Below are 15,908 nucleotides of genomic sequence, written 5' to 3'. Positions count from 1 at the left end.
CTTCTTTTTTAATTATCCCTTGATGAGCACAGCTTCCAGGGCAGGCTCTCCGCCTGCGAAGCCCGCTGCAATGATTGTATAGGCCTGATTCGCCTCAAACTTGACGTCAGGGATGGCCAGGACAACGTCCTTGGATCCTGCCGGCCTGACTTCGAGGTCGACGGTCATGGGGGTCAATCCCAAGTACTCCGTTGCCTGCTTAAAGGAGACATTCGGGAAGATGACATCTCTTCCTTTGACCGCGATGTCGACGGCAGGCGCATCCGGTGAAAGGTGAATGAACTTCACTTTCGTTTCTCCCGCCGGTACTCCAGGTTCATCCACATACGGAAGGAGCTGCAGCTTTTTCGTCGTTCCTGCTGCTGCCAACGTGTATGCTTTGCCCGGGTCGACCTTGACCTTTTTGCTGATGATCGTTTCTGTGCTGGTACCTGTCGGATACACATCAATATGATACTTGCCTCCCGGCAGGGTAAGGTAGTCACTGACATCCTTGAATGCGAGTTTCCTCAGTACACGGTGTCCGTTGACGTATACATCAACTTCACCTGCATCCGGCACCCCGTGGAATACCCGGACATAGCTCGGTTGGGAAGCCGTCGTCAGATCGGCTCTCTGGGCCTCGAGGGCAAGCCTCATATATTTAAGGTGTTTCAGATAATAATGATGATGCATATTCGGATTGGAATATTTGTAATAGCAGGATAAAAGATCATACATCGCGGCTTTATTCAAATACTGTTCCTGGCTCATGAAGACATCTCTCCTTCGTACGGACTTGACAGGATAGAATATGCATGAACGCCCAAACGGTGAAAATATTCTTGCACTTCGGAATATTGATGATATAATTGGAATAACGACAAAAGAGAGCAGGTGATGAATATGGGATTCACGACTGGAGCATTCAACCACACATACCAATACGAAAACCGCATTCATTACGCTTCCGTGCTCTAACGGGGTTAACAGGGACCATTCTGCCTGAAGGAGAATCCGTCTGCGTGATGAACGCGGACGGATTTTTTATTTTAGGAGGAATTACCATTGAATCAGTATAAATCAATCATTTTTAATACCGCCAGGCAGGAATATGCCCTTCATCTGGCAGACCATTTGGAAGTGGCACGGGTTGTCACGGAACAAAAAGGGTTCTATAAAGTGATGACGGACACGGAAGAAGGGTTGCTCTGTCAGGTGACAGGAAAGATGAGGTTCCTATCAGCTTCCCGTGAAGACCTTCCGGCAGTCGGTGACTGGGTGGCCATCAGGAAGGATGAAGCCATCATCGAGCGTGTCCTTCCCAGGAAGAGCAAATTCTCACGGAAAATGGCAGGGAATGAAGCAGAAGAACAAATCATTGCCGCGAATATTGATACGGTTTTCATTTTGAGCTCGTTGAATGACGATCTTAATCTTCAGCGAATCGAGCGGTACGTCATCCTATGCTGGGAGAGTGGTGCAAACCCCGTTGTGATCCTGACAAAGGCCGACGTCTGTACCGATGTGGCTGAACGGGTCTCTGAAGTCGAGGCTGCGCTCGTCGGGGTGCCCGTCCTGGCCATCAGCTCCCTGGACCGTACAGGGATGGAGGCGCTGTATCCGTATCTTACCCCTGGTAAGACCGTCGCCTTGACGGGCTCTTCCGGCGTGGGGAAATCCACCCTTACAAATGAACTTCTACAAGAAAGCCTTCAGAAAACGAAGGAAGTCCGGGACTCAGATGATAAAGGGAGGCACACCACGACCCACCGGGAGCTCTTCCTCCTTGATTCGGGAGCGGCCCTTATCGATACGCCCGGTATGAGGGAAATCCAGATCCTCCAAGGAAGCGAAGGTCTGTCCACACAGTTCAACGACGTGGAGGAGCTTGCACGCTCCTGCAGGTTCAATGACTGCTCGCACGGGAGTGAACCGGGCTGTGCCATCAGAATCGCTATCGAGGAAGGGGCATTAAGTGAGGAGCGATACCTTCACTACGAGAAGCTACAAAGGGAAATCGCCTACATGGAAAGGCGCGGGAATAAACGCCTCGAGTCCCTTGAGAGGAAAAAATGGAAGAGCATGAGCAAGAAACGGAAAAACTGATGCAGTTGTCCCTTTCTTTGTACCCTGGGATGGAATAGGAATGGTTGGAAAAGAGAACAGCCGGTAGAACGATTTCCTGATGATAACGGTCTTGTCCCTTTAATACGAGGTGTGTGAACACCCGTATGTAAAGGGATTTTTAAATTGATTGAACACATCATACGGACAATGATTCTGTACCATGTCCCGGAAGGCGGATTGTTTAACTTTTCAGTGCATTTGGGGTACACTTACAATATGAAATCACGAATAGAAAAGGGTGTTGATCATGACGGGTGAAAAGAAGAAAAAAAAGGCGACCTTCGCCGGTGGATGTTTCTGGTGCATGGTCAAACCATTCGATGAACAGCCTGGTATTTATGGCATTACTTCAGGTTATACGGGAGGTCATGTCAAGAATCCGACTTACCGTCAGGTATGCTCTGAGACAACCGGGCACTATGAAGCAGTCGAAATCGAATATGATCCCGATGTATTCCCATATGAAAAATTGTTGGAGCTATACTGGCAGCAGATCGATCCGACAGATCCCGGAGGGCAGTTCCATGATCGGGGACAATCGTATCAGACCGTCATCTTTTACCATGATGACAGCCAAAAGGAGGCTGCGGAGGCTTCAAAAGAAGAACTTGCTGCATCCGGGCGATTCAGTCAGCCCATCGCAACCAAGATCCTCCCTGCATCCGAGTTCTACCGAGCAGAGGAATATCACCAGGATTACTATAAAAAGAATCCCACACACTATCGTCAATACAGCATAGGATCCGGACGCGCCGGATTCATACAGCATCATTGGAGGGATGAAGGATGAGTAAAGAAAATCTCAAAAATAAACTTACAGCAGAACAATATGAAGTGACACAAAACAATGGAACCGAACCTCCTTTCAGGAATGAGTATTGGGACCAATTCTCGGATGGGATCTATGTGGATGTCGTGTCCGGTGAAGCCCTTTTCAGTTCACGGGATAAATACGACGCCGGCTGCGGATGGCCCAGCTTCACAAAGCCGATCCAAAAGGAAGATATCGTCGAAAAACAGGACAGAAGTCATTTCATGGTTCGGACAGAGGTCCGTTCCAAAGAAGCCGATTCTCATCTCGGGCATGTATTCGATGACGGTCCTGGTCCAACCAAGCTCCGTTATTGCATCAATTCGGCCGCCCTCAGATTCATCCCATTAGATGAACTTGAAGAAGAAGGCTACGGCGAATATAAAAAGCTTTTCGATTGAATCCACATGCTATCCGCCAGGTTTATGGCGGAGTACATAGGTGTAAATAAACAGTAGGATGGTGAATGATATGTTTAAGAAATTATTCGGTAAAAAAGAAGAAAGCCCAAAAACAATCTCGGTCGTTGCTCCTTTATCGGGAACAATCAAATCATTGGAAGAAGTACCGGATCCAGTGTTCTCCCAGAAAATGATGGGGGACGGAATTGCAATCCTTCCCGATAACGGAAAAGTGGTTTCCCCGGTAGACGGAGAAATCATGCAGCTTTTCCCAACAAAGCACGCAGTCGGGATCAAAGCATCGAACGGTGCGGAATTACTCATCCATATCGGACTTGAAACAGTCTCTATGAAAGGAGAGGGGTTCGAGGCTCATGTGTCTGAAGGTTCCAAGGTGCAAGCGGGCGATCCTCTCATTACGTTTGACGTAAGCCTGGTAGAAGAAAAGGCCAAGAGCACCATCACCCCGATCATTTTGACAAACGGAGACGATATGGGAGAGCTTGTGAAAAAGGATGGAACCAAGGTAGAGGCAGGGAGCGGAGAAATCTTGGAGATTTCTTCAAAATGAACGGAGAGGACCGGGGAATCATGACCGGTCCTTTTTTCTTTTTGGGGAAAAACACAAACCTTTTGTGGGTGATTGACATACAGTGTATAGAAATTTGATTCAATCACTTAACCTTAAGGAGTGGTTTACGTGAATTATGGATACGGTTGTGACCCATGTTACCAGGGTGGGTGTGGCTATGGCTACCCGACAGGTGGCTATTCAGGCGGATTTGCCTTGATTGTCGTCCTTTTCATTTTATTGATCATTATTGGAGCCGTTTGCTACTGCGGGGATTGATAAAACAAACAGAAGCTCCCGTGGGATCCTGGGTAGGGGATTACCCTCTTATGATGGGGAGCCATGAATACAACGCAAAAACCACGCTTGGAGTCCAAGCGTGGTTTTTGCGTTGTATTGGATCTTTTCTCCGGTTTGGAAGGGATGGCATCGGTAATGGATTCTTAAATCTTGAAGTTCGAGATGATTCCTTTTAGTGCTTCTGCCTGCTTTGAGAGCTCTGATGCGCTTGCCGTCACTTGTTCCATCGCCGCAGAACCTTCTTCAGCAGCGGCCGCTGTTGTTTCGGTATTGGCAGCCGTAGACTCACTGATTTCATTCACGGCGGCAAATGATGAAGCTACTTCCTGGGAGAGGTTCAGCGTTTCATGGATATGGCCCACCATTTCTTCCACTACGGAAGAAGTTCTCTCTGTGTGCTTGAGGATATCCTTGAGTGCAGAGTTGGTCATATTGGTTGTTTCCACTCCAGCAATGACTTCTTTCACACCCTCGGCATTCTGATCGATAATAAGATCGACTTCCTCCTGGATGCTGTGGACGATTCCCGTCACACCTTTTGCTGCATCCCTTGATTGTTCGGCAAGTTTCCTCACTTCATCGGCCACCACGGCGAATCCGCGCCCGTTCTCCCCTGCACGGGCGGCTTCAATGGCGGCATTCAGTGCTAGAAGATTCGTTTGTTCTGAAATATCCGTGATGGTTGCAATGATGGCGGATATTTCAGATGAGCGCTTCCCAAGGGCTTCGACTGTCCGGGTCGTGTGGGCCATTGTTTCTTCGATTCCCTGCATCTTGGCAGAGGATTCCCGTACGGATTCTCCGCCTTTTTCTGCAGCGTTCTTCATCCCGATTGCGGTGGATTTCACTTGCTCCGCCTGCTGGAACAGGAAGCGGGAAGCTTCTTCAAGGCTGTTCATCTTATGTAATGAAGCAGACATGCGAGTCGTGGTGTCTTCGCTGCCTGCCGCGATTTCACTTGATGTTTCGGCAATGGATGAAATCGTGTGAGAGGTTTCCTCTGCAGAAGCAAGCAGTTCTTGTGAGCTTGCTGATACATTTTCCGCCATTTCAGCCACCTGGCGGACAAGGACGGATATGCCGGCAATCAGCTTATTCGTATCCTCTGCGAGACCACCGAGCTCATCACGGCTCTTGACATGGATGCGTTTTGTCAAGTCTCCGCCGGCATCGGCGATTTCGAGTATGGATGTACTGATTTTACGTGTATTCTTCAGGATGGTCCTCGACAGCCATATGCTGAAGATCACAATCAGGATGATGGCTAGCATGGATAGGCTCCCCGTGATGATCTTGGAGTTCATCACCAAGGTATTGAGGGAATCCATCCGCTTTTCTAGATCCTTCTCCTGTGTCTCGGTGATCATATCCACATAAGAACGGATCCCGTCTATGTATTTCTTACCGGTTCCGGTTTCCACAAGGGCTGCAGCCTCTTTGAAGCCGGCTGTTTCCCTCTTATCAATGACCCGGTCGACGAATTGGATCCAGAATGAGTACTGCTTGTCGATTTTTTCGAGCTTGCTCATTTGATCAGGATTCTCTTTAAGGAGCTTCTTTAATTCTGCCAAATTCTCATTCACTTGTTTTTTTCCATTATCATATGGAGCAAGGAAACCGCTCGCCCCTGTGATCACATAGCCTTGTTCACCGATCTCGATTTCATTGAGCAATCGCGACAGATCCTTCGATGTGGCGTCTATGGCCATGTCCGATTCAATCAATTTGTCCATTTCGGCTTCAAGTTTTGTTGTGTTCAGATAGGATGTATACGCAAGGACCCATATGATGATGGCAAGTACGCTGAATGATAGGACGACTTTTCCACGAATGGATCGAAAGTAAGGGTTTTTCTTTCCCTTTTTCTCTTTATCTTTCTTTTTTTCCCGGTGTTTTATTTTTTTCTTCACCGTTTCCCCCTCCTTATATAAGAAAAAAGTAGTATGACAGGTTGAACTTACCATTATTTTAACTGTATACATAGGATTAATCTAGTGGTCAATCCATCAAATTGTCGAAAAAGGTAAAATTTTTCGGGACTATTATCCTGTTTCTGATAAACGGATGGAATCAAAGTTTTTTCAAGGAAGACGAAAGATTCCAGGATTTCCACATAAATATAGTGGAGAAGGATTTTTCTTATCAACACATGGTGTCCGCTGGAATCCTGCTGAATAATCGTGGATTTTCCGGATCGATGGTTGATGTATCGCCTCCAACCAGATCGAACAAAGAGAGATTATTATCCGTTCAGGAGGGACGCTATGCTTCGTTCACATTTGATCAAGCCGCTTATCGGTGAATATTATCCGACGATCGATTATGGAAAAGGGATCTATTTGTATGATGATAGTGGACAAGAATATATTGATGCGTGTTCAGGGGCCGTTACCGCCAATCTGGGTCACGGGATGGAGGATATCCTGCAGTCGATCGTGCAGCAGGGCAATAAGGTGGCATTCGTCTATCGCTCGCAGTTCAGCAATCAGCCGGCTGAGGAACTGGCTGCATTCTTATATGAAAAGACGGGTTATGCCTGGAGTTTCTTTGTCAACAGCGGATCGGAAGCAGTAGAGACGGCAATCAAGATTGCGATTCAGCATTGGCAGGAGCAGGGGAGATCCTCGAAGACTCGTATTCTATCAAGATGGCTGAGCTATCACGGCATCACGATGGGTGCACTCTCTGCATCCGGTCACCCTGTCAGGCGTGAACGTTTTGATGGTCATCTGGGGGATTGGCCAACAGTGGAGCCTCCGTACTGCCTTCGTTGTCCATTTGGCAAAGAATATCCATCTTGCGGTTTATTCTGTGCAGACCAACTCGATACCATGATCCGCCGCATAGGAGCAGATCAAATTGCCGCCTTTGTTGCCGAGCCCGTCATCGGTGCTGCAGGAGGGGCAATTGTTCCTCCGAAGGGATACGAGAAAAGGATCCGGGAAATCTGTGATCACCACGACATTCTCTACATTTCCGATGAAGTCATGACCGGTTGCGGGAGGACGGGTACATTTTTGACGCTCGAACAGTCCGGGGTGGAAGCGGATATCGTGACAATCGGAAAGGGGTTGAGCGCTGGATACTCCCCCATTGCGGCTACACTCGTCTCTGACCGGGTCATGAATCCCGTTCTGAGCGGGTCGAAGGTCGTCATGAGCGGGCATACATTCAGCGGTAATCCCTTATCGGCCGCAGCAGCCCTTGCAGTACTGAAATTGATCGACAAAGAGGACATCATTTCACAAGTCCAATCAAAAGGAACGTATATGCGGAATCTCCTTGAAAAGCTCAAGGGAGAATTCCCCTTTATCGAGGAGGTCCGTGGGAAAGGGCTGCTCATCGGTCTAGAAATGGTGGAAGGAGCGGGAAGCCCATTCACTTCCCTGATTGTGAAGAAGGGAATCCAAAACGGGATCCTTCTGTATCCTGCTGCAGCGGGGATCGACGGAAGGAGTGGGTCTGCCATTATGATTGCCCCACCCCTGAACAGTTCAAAGCGGGACTTGGAGGAAATCTGTTTGCGGCTGAAAGCGGCTTTGAGGGATGCAGCGGCAGAATGGAAGGAGTAGGAAGGATGGGTGCTCACAAAAGCAAGCTATGTAGTATTGAAGAGATCAAACCGGTCTTCAGGGACGGAATGCACATGATGTTTGGGGGATTCGGGGGAATCGGGACCCCTCCGACCATTGTGAAGCATTTACTGACATGGGGAGTGAAAGACCTGACGATCATCGGTAACGATACGGGTTTTCCCCATATCGGCATCGGACAGCTGGTGGCCGCACAGCGTGTGAAGAAGGTGATTGCTTCCCATATCGGTTCGAACCCCATCGCGGGGACCATGATGAGTGATGGCCGGCTTGAAGTAGAGTTCTCGCCTCAGGGAATCCTGGCCGAACGCATCCGGGCAGGTGGGGTGGGGATTCAGGCGATCATCACTTCAATCGGTTCTGACGACCCCTACCTGAATCAAGGAAAGCAGACCGTTCTCCTCAATGGGGAGAACTATCTGATTGAAACGGCTCTGACGGCGGAAGTGGGGATTGTCATGGCAAAAGCGGCAGACACATTCGGTAACCTTATCTTTGACAAGAGTGCCAGGAACACGAACCCCGTTGTGGCCATGGCTTCTGATATCACTATTGTGGAGGCGGAGGAGATAGTTCCCTTTGGGGAATTGGATCCTGAAGAAATCGTGACGTCAGGAGTATTTGTGGACTACATTGTACCATCGGAAGGAGTTGATTGGAGATGGGTGTGGGAAACGGTCTAAAAGAGCGCCTGGCAAGGAGGGCTGCTCAGGAAGTGGAAGAGAATACGGTTGTCAATCTTGGAATCGGGATCCCGAGTCTGGTTCCTGATTTTCTTCCGGGGGGATTTCCAGTCCTCTTTCAATCGGAGAACGGGATCATCGGAATCGGGGGAGTACCGGGTAAAGGAAGGGAAGATCCTACCCTCTGCAATGCCGGGGGCTACCCTGTCACACTGGTGAAGGGCGGGGCATTCACAGACAGTGCGGTGGCATTTGCCATGATCCGGAGGGGACTCATCGATTTGACGATCCTCGGCTCCTTGCAGGTGAGCGGGAAGGGAGACCTGGCGAATTGGATCATCCCGGGGAAGAAGGTCCCGGGGATGGGCGGAGCGACGGAGCTCGCGGCATGCGCCCGAAGGGTTATTGTCGTCATGACCCACACGGATAAGTTCGGAGGTCCCAAGATCCTGAGGGAATGTACGCTTCCGTTGACAGCCAAGGAATGCGTATCCATGATCATCACAGATCAGGCGGTATTCCGATTCGAGAACGGAGAGATGGTACTGAAGGAAATCTTCAAGCCATTTTCTATCGAAGACATCCGCTCATCGACAGAAGCAGAGTTTTCCGTAGATCCGCATGTGTTGTTCGTGGAAGGTTAAGGGGGGAAAGACCGTGAAGAAACATCTGATTGCACAGGCAATAGCGGAACGAAGGAAAGAAACCATTGCGTTTCTTCAGCGCCTGGTCCAGGAGGACAGCATTAGAGGAAATGAAGCGGGAGCACAGGCAGTGATCATTGAAAAATGCCGGAAGCTCGGAATGGACCTTGATATTTGGGAGATTGATCGAACTGAAGTGGGATCCCATCCCTTCTTTCGATGCGACCGTGAACAGTTTACTGGCAACCCCAATGTCGTAGGGGTCCTGAAGGGGACTGGGGGAGGCAAAAGCCTGATATTAAATGGTCATATCGACGTCGTCCCCGCTGGAGACAGAAAGGATTGGAGTGACGATCCCTATAGCGGAAAGGTGAAGAATGGCCGCTTATATGGCCGTGGATCCACCGACATGAAAGGGGGTACCGCTTCCCTTCTACTGGCCATTGAAGCGGTCCAAAGTCTCGGGGTTCCATTGAAGGGATCGGTGATCTTTCAGAGCGTCATCGAAGAAGAAAGCGGTGGTGCTGGGACACTTGCCGCCCTCCAGAGGGGGTATGTAGCCGATGGGGCCATCATCCCGGAACCAACGAATATGAAGATTTTTCCGAAACAGCAGGGGTCTATGTGGTTCAGACTGAAGGTGAAGGGGAAGTCCGCCCATGGCGGCACGAGGTATGAAGGGGTGAGCGCAATCGACAATGCGGTCACCGTCATCCAAAGACTTCATGAACTGGAAAGGGATCGTAACGACCGTGTGGACGACCCGCTATATGAAAACATCCCCATTCCACTACCTATTAATATCGGTAAGATTTCCAGCGGTGAATGGCCGTCAAGTGTTCCCGATGTAGCCATCATTGAAGGGAGGATCGGCGTCGGTCCATGGGAGGATATGGAATCGGTTGAGGGAGAAATGATCGAAGCCCTTGGAGATTTGAAGAAGATCGATGGGTGGTTCGATCAGTACCCCGTGGAAATTGAATGGTTCGGTGGCAGGTGGCAGCCGGGAAGTATCGAACCCGGTCATTCATTGATCAAAACGCTCTCAGAGGAGTTCCAAAAAGTGTGCGCGGCCCGACCGATCATTGAAGCTTCCCCATGGGGGACCGACGGTGGGATTCTGTCCAAAGGGGCCGGGATACCGGTTGCTGTATTTGGACCCGGGACTACGGAACTCGCCCATGACGCCGATGAGTCCATCGAGCTTGAGCATCTATTCAAGTCGGCAGAGATCCTGGCGGGATTCATCGTTGAATGGTGCAACCAACCCGTATGATGGTAAGTTATTGTAAACGTTATTTCTCACTGACGGAATAAAAAGACAAAAAATTCAAAATATACAGTAAAAATAATCTTGACCTGTCTAATTTTGGGTAAAGGTCTTATAAGAAGACTTCATAACCCTCTTAGAGCATTCATATGTTGGTAAAAAGGGGAGGCTGCTATGCAAACATATGAAACCATCACCCTGACACATGGAAAGGCATCCATTTATAAAGATCTCCCGAATCGCCGCCTGCGGATCGATGAAATCAACGGCAGTGTCGATCAGGTCGTCCGGCATGTGGAGGAGGAGTGCAGAGCGGGTGCGTATGAAAAAATCATTGTTAAAGCGAAGAAGGTTCAGTGTGATTCCTTGACGGAACAGGGGTACGTGAGGGAAGGAAGGCTGTCTGCTTATTTCAACGGAAGTGAAGCCATCTGGATGAGTAAATTCCTCACGGATGAAAGGCGTAACAGTTTGTACTGGAAAAAGGAAGATGACATTCTCCAGGCGATCATGAAAAAGAAAGGGGGGGCGGTATCACCGGAACCGGAGATCAAGGTTTGCGGGGAGAGCCACGCAGAACAGCTTGCTGACTTATACCGTGCCGTATTCGAGGTGTATCCCGTTCCTCTCCATGATCCTTCCTATATCCGGCACTCGATGGAAAATGGGACAATCTTTGTGTGCATCGAAGAAAACGGGACGATCATCAGTGCGGCGTCCGCGGAAGTAAACTTTACACTTTGCAATGCAGAGTTGACGGACTGCGCCACCAGCCCCTTGCACAGAAAGGGCGGACACATGAAGCATCTTCTGCTCCGCCTTGAACGAGAGCTCGTGGATAGAAAGGTTTTCTGCTCCTATACGATTGCCAGGTCTCTTTCACCGGGTATGAATGCGGCATTTTGGCAACTCGGCTATCGGTATATGGGGCGACTGGCGAATAACTGCATCATCTTCGATAAAATGGAAGATATGAACATTTGGGAAAAAGACCTGAGCCGTGATGGCGTTCAGGTTTAATATTAAGCAAAGCGGGTGTTTTATTTGAAAATGAATCTGTATTCCCCTAAAAGGCATTGGAAGGAAATTGACTTATGGAAAGATGTCACGGATGAGCAATGGGATAACTGGCTTTGGCAGCTGACCAATACGATCAGGACCCTTGATGATCTGAAAAAGGTGGTCAATCTGACCCCTGAAGAAGAAGAGGGAGTCAAGATTTCCACGAAAACGATCCCGCTGAATATCACTCCTTATTACGCGTGGCTCATGAATGAGGATGATCCACGCTGTCCGATCCGCATGCAATCGGTACCGATCGGACAGGAAATCAATAAAACAAGATACGACCTGGAGGACCCCCTTCATGAGGATGAAGATTCTCCTGTGCCGGGACTCACCCACCGCTATCCGGATCGTGTACTATTCCTCGTGACCAATCAATGTTCCATGTATTGTCGTTACTGCACGAGAAGGAGATTTTCGGGACAGATCGGAATGGGGGTACCCAAAAAGCAACTTGATGCGGCAATCGACTATATCAGGAATACGCCTGCCGTGCGGGATGTGTTGCTATCCGGAGGTGATGGCCTTCTCATCAATGATCAGATCCTTGAATACATCCTGAAGAATCTCAGGGAGATCCCCCATGTCGAGATCATCCGGATCGGTACGCGAGCGCCTGTGGTATTCCCTCAGCGGATTACAGAGAATCTATGTTCCATCTTGAAAAAGTATCATCCAATATGGCTGAATACCCACTTCAATACGTCGATTGAGATCACAGAGGAATCGAAGAAAGCGTGCGAGATGCTCGCAGATGCTGGGGTGCCTGTCGGCAATCAGGCAGTCATACTTGCAGGCATCAATGACAGCGTGCCGATCATGAAGAAGCTCATGCATGATCTGGTGAAGATCAGGGTGCGCCCATACTACATCTATCAGTGTGACCTGTCCGAGGGAATCGGTCATTTCCGGGCGCCTGTTTCCAAAGGGTTGGAGATCATCGAGGGACTAAGGGGGCATACGTCGGGATATGCGGTGCCTACCTTCGTTCTGGATGCACCGGGTGGAGGAGGGAAGATCTCCCTTCAACCGAACTACCTGATCTCACAGAGCGCATCGAAAGTCGTGGTGAGGAACTTTGAAGGGGTCATTTCCACCTATCCAGAACCGGAAGGCTACGTGGCTGGAAGGGCAGATGAGTACTTTAAGGGGATCTATCATGATGAGGAACTGAAGGAGCCTACCATCGGCATTGCTGGACTCATGCACGATACCCATGCGTCCTTGACACCGTCGGGTCTGAAGCGGCTTGAACGGAGAAAGGCGTATGAAGAGAACCCTGATCATCATTCCCTGAAGAACTTCAGGGACAAACGGGACCAATTGAAGGAGAAGAAGCACCAAGCGATGCTGTCCAAGATGGAAAATCAATCGTCCCCTAAGGAGGGGAATGAAAAATGACCACAGAAGGAAAGACGTGTGAATGGTGCGGCAGTGGCGTGACAGATTCTGTGACGACCGTCTATTGGGAGCTTCCGGACGGTACAAGATCAATCGAAATCCATGATGTTCCCGGGATCCTCTGCGGGTCATGCGGCATGGAATATCAAGATGAAGAGGTGATCATGGACATCGAAGATCAGCTCATGCTCATGGACACCAAGGCGATACCAAAAGCTGTAGGTTTTAATGAGTTGCTGCAGATGCCAAAATTCTTGAAAAAGAATTACTTCCGGTTTTAGCACCTGGTCCGGAGCCTTTCTCTTTACGAACGGAATATCATCGGCTATCCTTTTAGGAAACGAATTGAAGGATAGGTGACGGCCAGTGAGAAAATCATTTTACCACTACCTGATGAAACATAGACAGCCATCTGCAAAGGATGATCTCACAGCATTTGCCAATGCTGCCTACGATGATCATGCTTTTCCGAAACACTCCGGAGAATATGACGAAATCAGTTCCTATTTGGAATTTAACGGTCATTACCTCGAGAGCATGGTCATCTTCGACCGTGCGTGGGAGTTGTATCTGCAGGATGAAAAAGACTGAGGGCAGGCACCCGCACATTTTCATAAGCGCAAATGCGCTGCCGATAGCCAAAAGGCCGGGGACTGACGTCATTTCCCGGCCTTTCTCCAACTCTACGATCTGTTGTTGAAACGTAAATCTTATTTACCGATACAAGGGTCCCTGCATATCATATAAAAAAGTCGATTAGGGTGAGGGGAGAATGAAAAAGCGAAAAGATCCCAGGTTCAGGGTCGGTGAAACGGTGGTTGTGACCATATATGGGACTGTCGGGAAGATAACCGATATTAAGAAAATCGACGGGGAATTCCTCTACGAAGTAAATGAGAGTGAAGGACTGTTCAAGGAATCGGCACTCGAACTCCTTGAATCGTATGATGGATATATTTTCGAGCAGGAGCAAATCGACATCGAATACAAATTCCTTTTCGGCGATCTGGTGGTCGTGAAGGGATATGACGAAGACCTCTTCAAGATTGTAGGGTTTCGCACTGAAATCTGGCGCTATAAAGATGATGCATGGGAAGACGTCATCTATGAGCTCATGAGGGTGACGGATGGCGAATGGCTGGAGGCGGATGAGAACGAAATCACCCTCGTGGCGGACGAAGGCCAGGCAGAGGCCTTCATCAAGAAATATGGGTTCGTCTTCCCGGCCAAAAAGGGGATGAAAATGAAAAAGCTCCCTTCCCCGATGGGTCAGAAGCCGAACTGGATCGATCAACTCTTGGATCACTATAATGATTACAAGCTTCTCTATGAGTTATTTAACGATCCTGTGTATAAAAGCAAGATGGATCATGTCCTTGAACAGCTAAAGTCCCATTCGAGCCACGAATCATAAAGAAGGAATCATCCACATGAGATAGAGGAACATGGGAACACTGAGAATCATGAATGAGATCAAGATGAAGCGGAGGACCCACTGCATTCCCTTCAGGATCGTCGTTTCCACTTCATCTGCATTTCTTTCCATTACCTTGAGCGCTTTATTCAACAATTGACTCCACTCCTCTATGAACCAGTCCGGTTCGTGATTGAATAGTAGAGTGTATGCCCGTCCCTCCCATGTTATGAAATCTTTTTTACAGTCATAACATGGGAGGACGGCTCATAAATTGAGAATCAAAGGGGGCGATCTTATGCGAGAAATCGAAGTCTTTATCGATACGGAGGAAATTGCGGATTTCTTTATGAAAGAGTTGATCGAAAGAGGCTTTGTCCCTTCTGAAGCCGAAATCGAAGAACTCGCTGATATCACTTTCGAGTATTTGATTGCCAAGTCCATCATCGATGAGGAATGGGAAGAAGAAATAGAATAGAGGTTAATCATTAGGAGAGGGAGCCCTTTGGAGGGCACCCTCTTTTTGCTGTGCATGCCATTCCAGTATCAACGTTTCTTCGAGGCAGATTTTATCAAACCTGATACAGCCCTCTTCCAACGTTTTGTCAATGTGAAGCTACCTGGAGGGGGAATGGACAGAAGATGCTCTTTGATCTCGGACGGATCACCTTTATACCATTCGCGAGATGGATAGGGCAAGCGGGTGGCATCCGGCCAAACATCCACTAGACGGGGGCTGTACAACGTACGGATGCTTGTAGGATCATTCGAATACACACGGGGCCAATAATCCTGCCGGGAAGCGGTATGGCGCCTTTTAAGGGCAAATCGCAGGGACGATTGATGGATGTGGGGGTGGAATAAGATCCGGTATAGCTTCTTACCTGCTACAATCCTCGCATGGACATCGTCAAATCCATAAATCGTATCTCCAGCCAGAGAAAGGGAAGGGGCTTCCCCGTAAGGAAAAAGGATCGACGTGAATCCAAGGGAATCCTGAAGGGTAAATAACCACCTGGTCAGTTCCTTTTGTTCCATCCATTGTGAAACAATCCGATTTTCGATGAGCATCTGTTCATTGATGATCAGTGCCGTTGTGAGAAGATTGCTATCTCCAGATTTGAAGAAAGCCTTCCAAAATGGCTTCATGAAGGACGACACTTGGAGTTTTGACAGGAGGCCCCAGTTAAATGAACCCTTTTCCTTCCACTCCTCATAAAGCATCAGCTGAGGATAGGCATCTTCGAAGATCGCCGCATTGCACGTTTCAAGAAATGAAAAGAAATTTTCCTGGACCCCCTTTGGCAAGACATTTGATAGAAGGCTTCCCCGAAGATCGGTCATATAATAACCCGCGTTCCGTGAAACCATGTGGGCAAGGAATGCCCAATGGATTTCCGGGTGTTTCCTGTAGAAGTTCAAATACCTCGACGTACGCGTCAAATTGTCCCGGTTTCCATTGGTTGTCTGCCCTTTCATATGTTGAAGCCTCTCACGCTCATCGGAAAAGAATAATATGGGTTGATCATCTTCCCAGGGCTGAAGGATGGCTTCCGCTTCCTGGACTGGCAGCAGGGGAAGGGACCCGTTGATGACAGTTCCGCGGGCCATTTTGCGTGACATGACTCCCGCTCCTTTCTTGAACC

General features: G+C 48.8%; 18 protein-coding genes and 1 pseudogene. 15 read left to right on the top strand and 4 right to left on the bottom strand.

Going from position 1 to position 15,908, the window contains the following annotated elements:
• Positions 1–12: 12 nt before the first annotated feature.
• Positions 13–753 carry a DUF4397 domain-containing protein gene (locus ABJ225_RS05535; RefSeq protein WP_056535932.1) on the bottom strand — a complete coding sequence of 247 codons (741 nt, stop codon included), beginning with the start codon at positions 751–753 and terminating at the stop codon, positions 13–15.
• A gap of 294 nt (positions 754–1,047) precedes the next feature.
• Between ABJ225_RS05535 and rsgA the strand changes: the two genes are divergently transcribed.
• The 5 genes and pseudogenes from rsgA to ABJ225_RS05510 all read left to right on the top strand — a co-directional run.
• Entirely contained in the window at positions 1,048–2,088 is a 1,041-nt protein-coding gene (gene rsgA, locus ABJ225_RS05530) for a ribosome small subunit-dependent GTPase A (protein ID WP_347318911.1), read from the top strand.
• A gap of 268 nt (positions 2,089–2,356) precedes the next feature.
• On the top strand, positions 2,357–2,899 hold the full coding sequence (gene msrA, locus ABJ225_RS05525) for a peptide-methionine (S)-S-oxide reductase MsrA (RefSeq protein ID WP_056535938.1): 543 nt from the start codon (positions 2,357–2,359) through the stop codon (positions 2,897–2,899).
• Positions 2,896–3,321, top strand: coding sequence for a peptide-methionine (R)-S-oxide reductase MsrB (gene msrB, locus ABJ225_RS05520; protein WP_079516248.1), 426 nt, complete (start codon positions 2,896–2,898; stop codon positions 3,319–3,321). The genes msrA and msrB overlap by 4 nt, the downstream gene beginning before the upstream one ends.
• Positions 3,322–3,391: 70 nt before the next feature.
• The gene (locus tag ABJ225_RS05515) at positions 3,392–3,892 is read left to right on the top strand and encodes a PTS sugar transporter subunit IIA (RefSeq protein ID WP_079516247.1); all 501 of its coding nucleotides are present in this window, start codon (positions 3,392–3,394) and stop codon (positions 3,890–3,892) included.
• A 189-nt stretch (positions 3,893–4,081) separates the two neighbouring features.
• Positions 4,082–4,171, top strand: a pseudogene (locus tag ABJ225_RS05510) (YjcZ family sporulation protein); the annotation flags it as partial.
• Between the two features lie 164 nt (positions 4,172–4,335).
• Here the strand turns inward: ABJ225_RS05510 and ABJ225_RS05505 are convergent.
• Positions 4,336–6,102 (bottom strand): methyl-accepting chemotaxis protein, encoded by a 1,767-nt coding sequence (locus ABJ225_RS05505; protein ID WP_347318909.1) that lies wholly within the window; start codon positions 6,100–6,102, stop codon positions 4,336–4,338.
• A 354-nt stretch (positions 6,103–6,456) separates the two neighbouring features.
• On the opposite strand from ABJ225_RS05505, the gene ABJ225_RS05500 reads away from it, so the two are divergent.
• From ABJ225_RS05500 to ABJ225_RS05460, 9 genes are all read left to right on the top strand, one after another.
• The gene (locus ABJ225_RS05500; protein WP_218246043.1) at positions 6,457–7,764 is read left to right on the top strand and encodes an aspartate aminotransferase family protein; all 1,308 of its coding nucleotides are present in this window, start codon (positions 6,457–6,459) and stop codon (positions 7,762–7,764) included.
• 5 nt (positions 7,765–7,769) lie between these two features.
• Positions 7,770–8,468 (top strand): 3-oxoacid CoA-transferase subunit A, encoded by a 699-nt coding sequence (locus ABJ225_RS05495; RefSeq protein ID WP_056535953.1) that lies wholly within the window; start codon positions 7,770–7,772, stop codon positions 8,466–8,468.
• Positions 8,447–9,112: a 3-oxoacid CoA-transferase subunit B gene (locus tag ABJ225_RS05490; protein WP_056535956.1), complete on the top strand. Its 666-nt coding sequence runs from the start codon at positions 8,447–8,449 to the stop codon at positions 9,110–9,112. Before ABJ225_RS05495 ends, ABJ225_RS05490 begins: the two co-directional genes overlap by 22 nt.
• Positions 9,090–10,388 carry a peptidase gene (locus ABJ225_RS05485; protein WP_218246042.1) on the top strand — a complete coding sequence of 433 codons (1,299 nt, stop codon included), beginning with the start codon at positions 9,090–9,092 and terminating at the stop codon, positions 10,386–10,388. The genes ABJ225_RS05490 and ABJ225_RS05485 overlap by 23 nt, the downstream gene beginning before the upstream one ends.
• A gap of 168 nt (positions 10,389–10,556) precedes the next feature.
• Entirely contained in the window at positions 10,557–11,402 is an 846-nt protein-coding gene (gene ablB, locus ABJ225_RS05480; protein WP_347318903.1) for a putative beta-lysine N-acetyltransferase, read from the top strand.
• Positions 11,403–11,432: 30 nt separating this feature from the next.
• Positions 11,433–12,848 (top strand): lysine 2,3-aminomutase, encoded by a 1,416-nt coding sequence (gene kamA, locus ABJ225_RS05475; RefSeq protein WP_056535965.1) that lies wholly within the window; start codon positions 11,433–11,435, stop codon positions 12,846–12,848.
• Complete coding sequence (locus ABJ225_RS05470; protein WP_318341347.1) at positions 12,845–13,129, top strand: YokU family protein; 285 nt, start codon at positions 12,845–12,847, stop codon at positions 13,127–13,129. The genes kamA and ABJ225_RS05470 overlap by 4 nt, the downstream gene beginning before the upstream one ends.
• 85 nt (positions 13,130–13,214) lie before the next feature.
• Complete coding sequence (locus ABJ225_RS05465) at positions 13,215–13,439, top strand: YozE family protein (protein ID WP_056535970.1); 225 nt, start codon at positions 13,215–13,217, stop codon at positions 13,437–13,439.
• A 181-nt stretch (positions 13,440–13,620) separates the two neighbouring features.
• Positions 13,621–14,262 carry a hypothetical protein gene (locus tag ABJ225_RS05460; RefSeq protein ID WP_056535973.1) on the top strand — a complete coding sequence of 214 codons (642 nt, stop codon included), beginning with the start codon at positions 13,621–13,623 and terminating at the stop codon, positions 14,260–14,262.
• On the opposite strand, the gene ABJ225_RS05455 is transcribed toward ABJ225_RS05460, so the two are convergent.
• Positions 14,257–14,418, bottom strand: a complete 162-nt coding sequence (locus tag ABJ225_RS05455) for a hypothetical protein (protein WP_156450634.1) — start codon at positions 14,416–14,418, stop codon at positions 14,257–14,259. The genes ABJ225_RS05460 and ABJ225_RS05455 overlap by 6 nt on opposite strands.
• A gap of 142 nt (positions 14,419–14,560) precedes the next feature.
• Between ABJ225_RS05455 and ABJ225_RS05450 the strand changes: the two genes are divergently transcribed.
• Entirely contained in the window at positions 14,561–14,740 is a 180-nt protein-coding gene (locus tag ABJ225_RS05450; RefSeq protein WP_053426821.1) for a YozD family protein, read from the top strand.
• Between the two features lie 68 nt (positions 14,741–14,808).
• Here ABJ225_RS05450 and ABJ225_RS05445 read toward each other — a convergent pair whose 3' ends face one another.
• Positions 14,809–15,885, bottom strand: a complete 1,077-nt coding sequence (locus ABJ225_RS05445) for a DUF2515 family protein (protein ID WP_347318899.1) — start codon at positions 15,883–15,885, stop codon at positions 14,809–14,811.
• Positions 15,886–15,908: the final 23 nt, after the last annotated feature.

Source organism: Rossellomorea sp. RS05 (assembly GCF_039822645.1).
Lineage (GTDB): Bacteria > Bacillota > Bacilli > Bacillales > Bacillaceae_B > Rossellomorea > Rossellomorea marisflavi_B.
Note: the sequence above shows the minus strand (reverse complement) of the source record. Positions and strands in the feature narration are given on the sequence as shown.

Coding starts and splice junctions, on each gene's coding strand:
- ABJ225_RS05445 (WP_347318899.1), bottom strand. CDS start 15,885: ATGTCACGCAAAATGGCCCGCGGAACTGTCATCAACGGGTCCCTTCCC.
- msrA (WP_056535938.1), top strand. CDS start 2,357: ATGACGGGTGAAAAGAAGAAAAAAAAGGCGACCTTCGCCGGTGGATGT.
- ABJ225_RS05470 (WP_318341347.1), top strand. CDS start 12,845: ATGACCACAGAAGGAAAGACGTGTGAATGGTGCGGCAGTGGCGTGACA.
- ABJ225_RS05490 (WP_056535956.1), top strand. CDS start 8,447: ATGGGTGTGGGAAACGGTCTAAAAGAGCGCCTGGCAAGGAGGGCTGCT.
- ABJ225_RS05450 (WP_053426821.1), top strand. CDS start 14,561: ATGCGAGAAATCGAAGTCTTTATCGATACGGAGGAAATTGCGGATTTC.
- ABJ225_RS05495 (WP_056535953.1), top strand. CDS start 7,770: ATGGGTGCTCACAAAAGCAAGCTATGTAGTATTGAAGAGATCAAACCG.
- ABJ225_RS05515 (WP_079516247.1), top strand. CDS start 3,392: ATGTTTAAGAAATTATTCGGTAAAAAAGAAGAAAGCCCAAAAACAATC.
- kamA (WP_056535965.1), top strand. CDS start 11,433: ATGAATCTGTATTCCCCTAAAAGGCATTGGAAGGAAATTGACTTATGG.
- ABJ225_RS05485 (WP_218246042.1), top strand. CDS start 9,090: ATGTGTTGTTCGTGGAAGGTTAAGGGGGGAAAGACCGTGAAGAAACAT.
- ABJ225_RS05500 (WP_218246043.1), top strand. CDS start 6,457: ATGCTTCGTTCACATTTGATCAAGCCGCTTATCGGTGAATATTATCCG.
- msrB (WP_079516248.1), top strand. CDS start 2,896: ATGAGTAAAGAAAATCTCAAAAATAAACTTACAGCAGAACAATATGAA.
- ABJ225_RS05535 (WP_056535932.1), bottom strand. CDS start 753: ATGAGCCAGGAACAGTATTTGAATAAAGCCGCGATGTATGATCTTTTA.
- ablB (WP_347318903.1), top strand. CDS start 10,557: ATGCAAACATATGAAACCATCACCCTGACACATGGAAAGGCATCCATT.
- ABJ225_RS05460 (WP_056535973.1), top strand. CDS start 13,621: ATGAAAAAGCGAAAAGATCCCAGGTTCAGGGTCGGTGAAACGGTGGTT.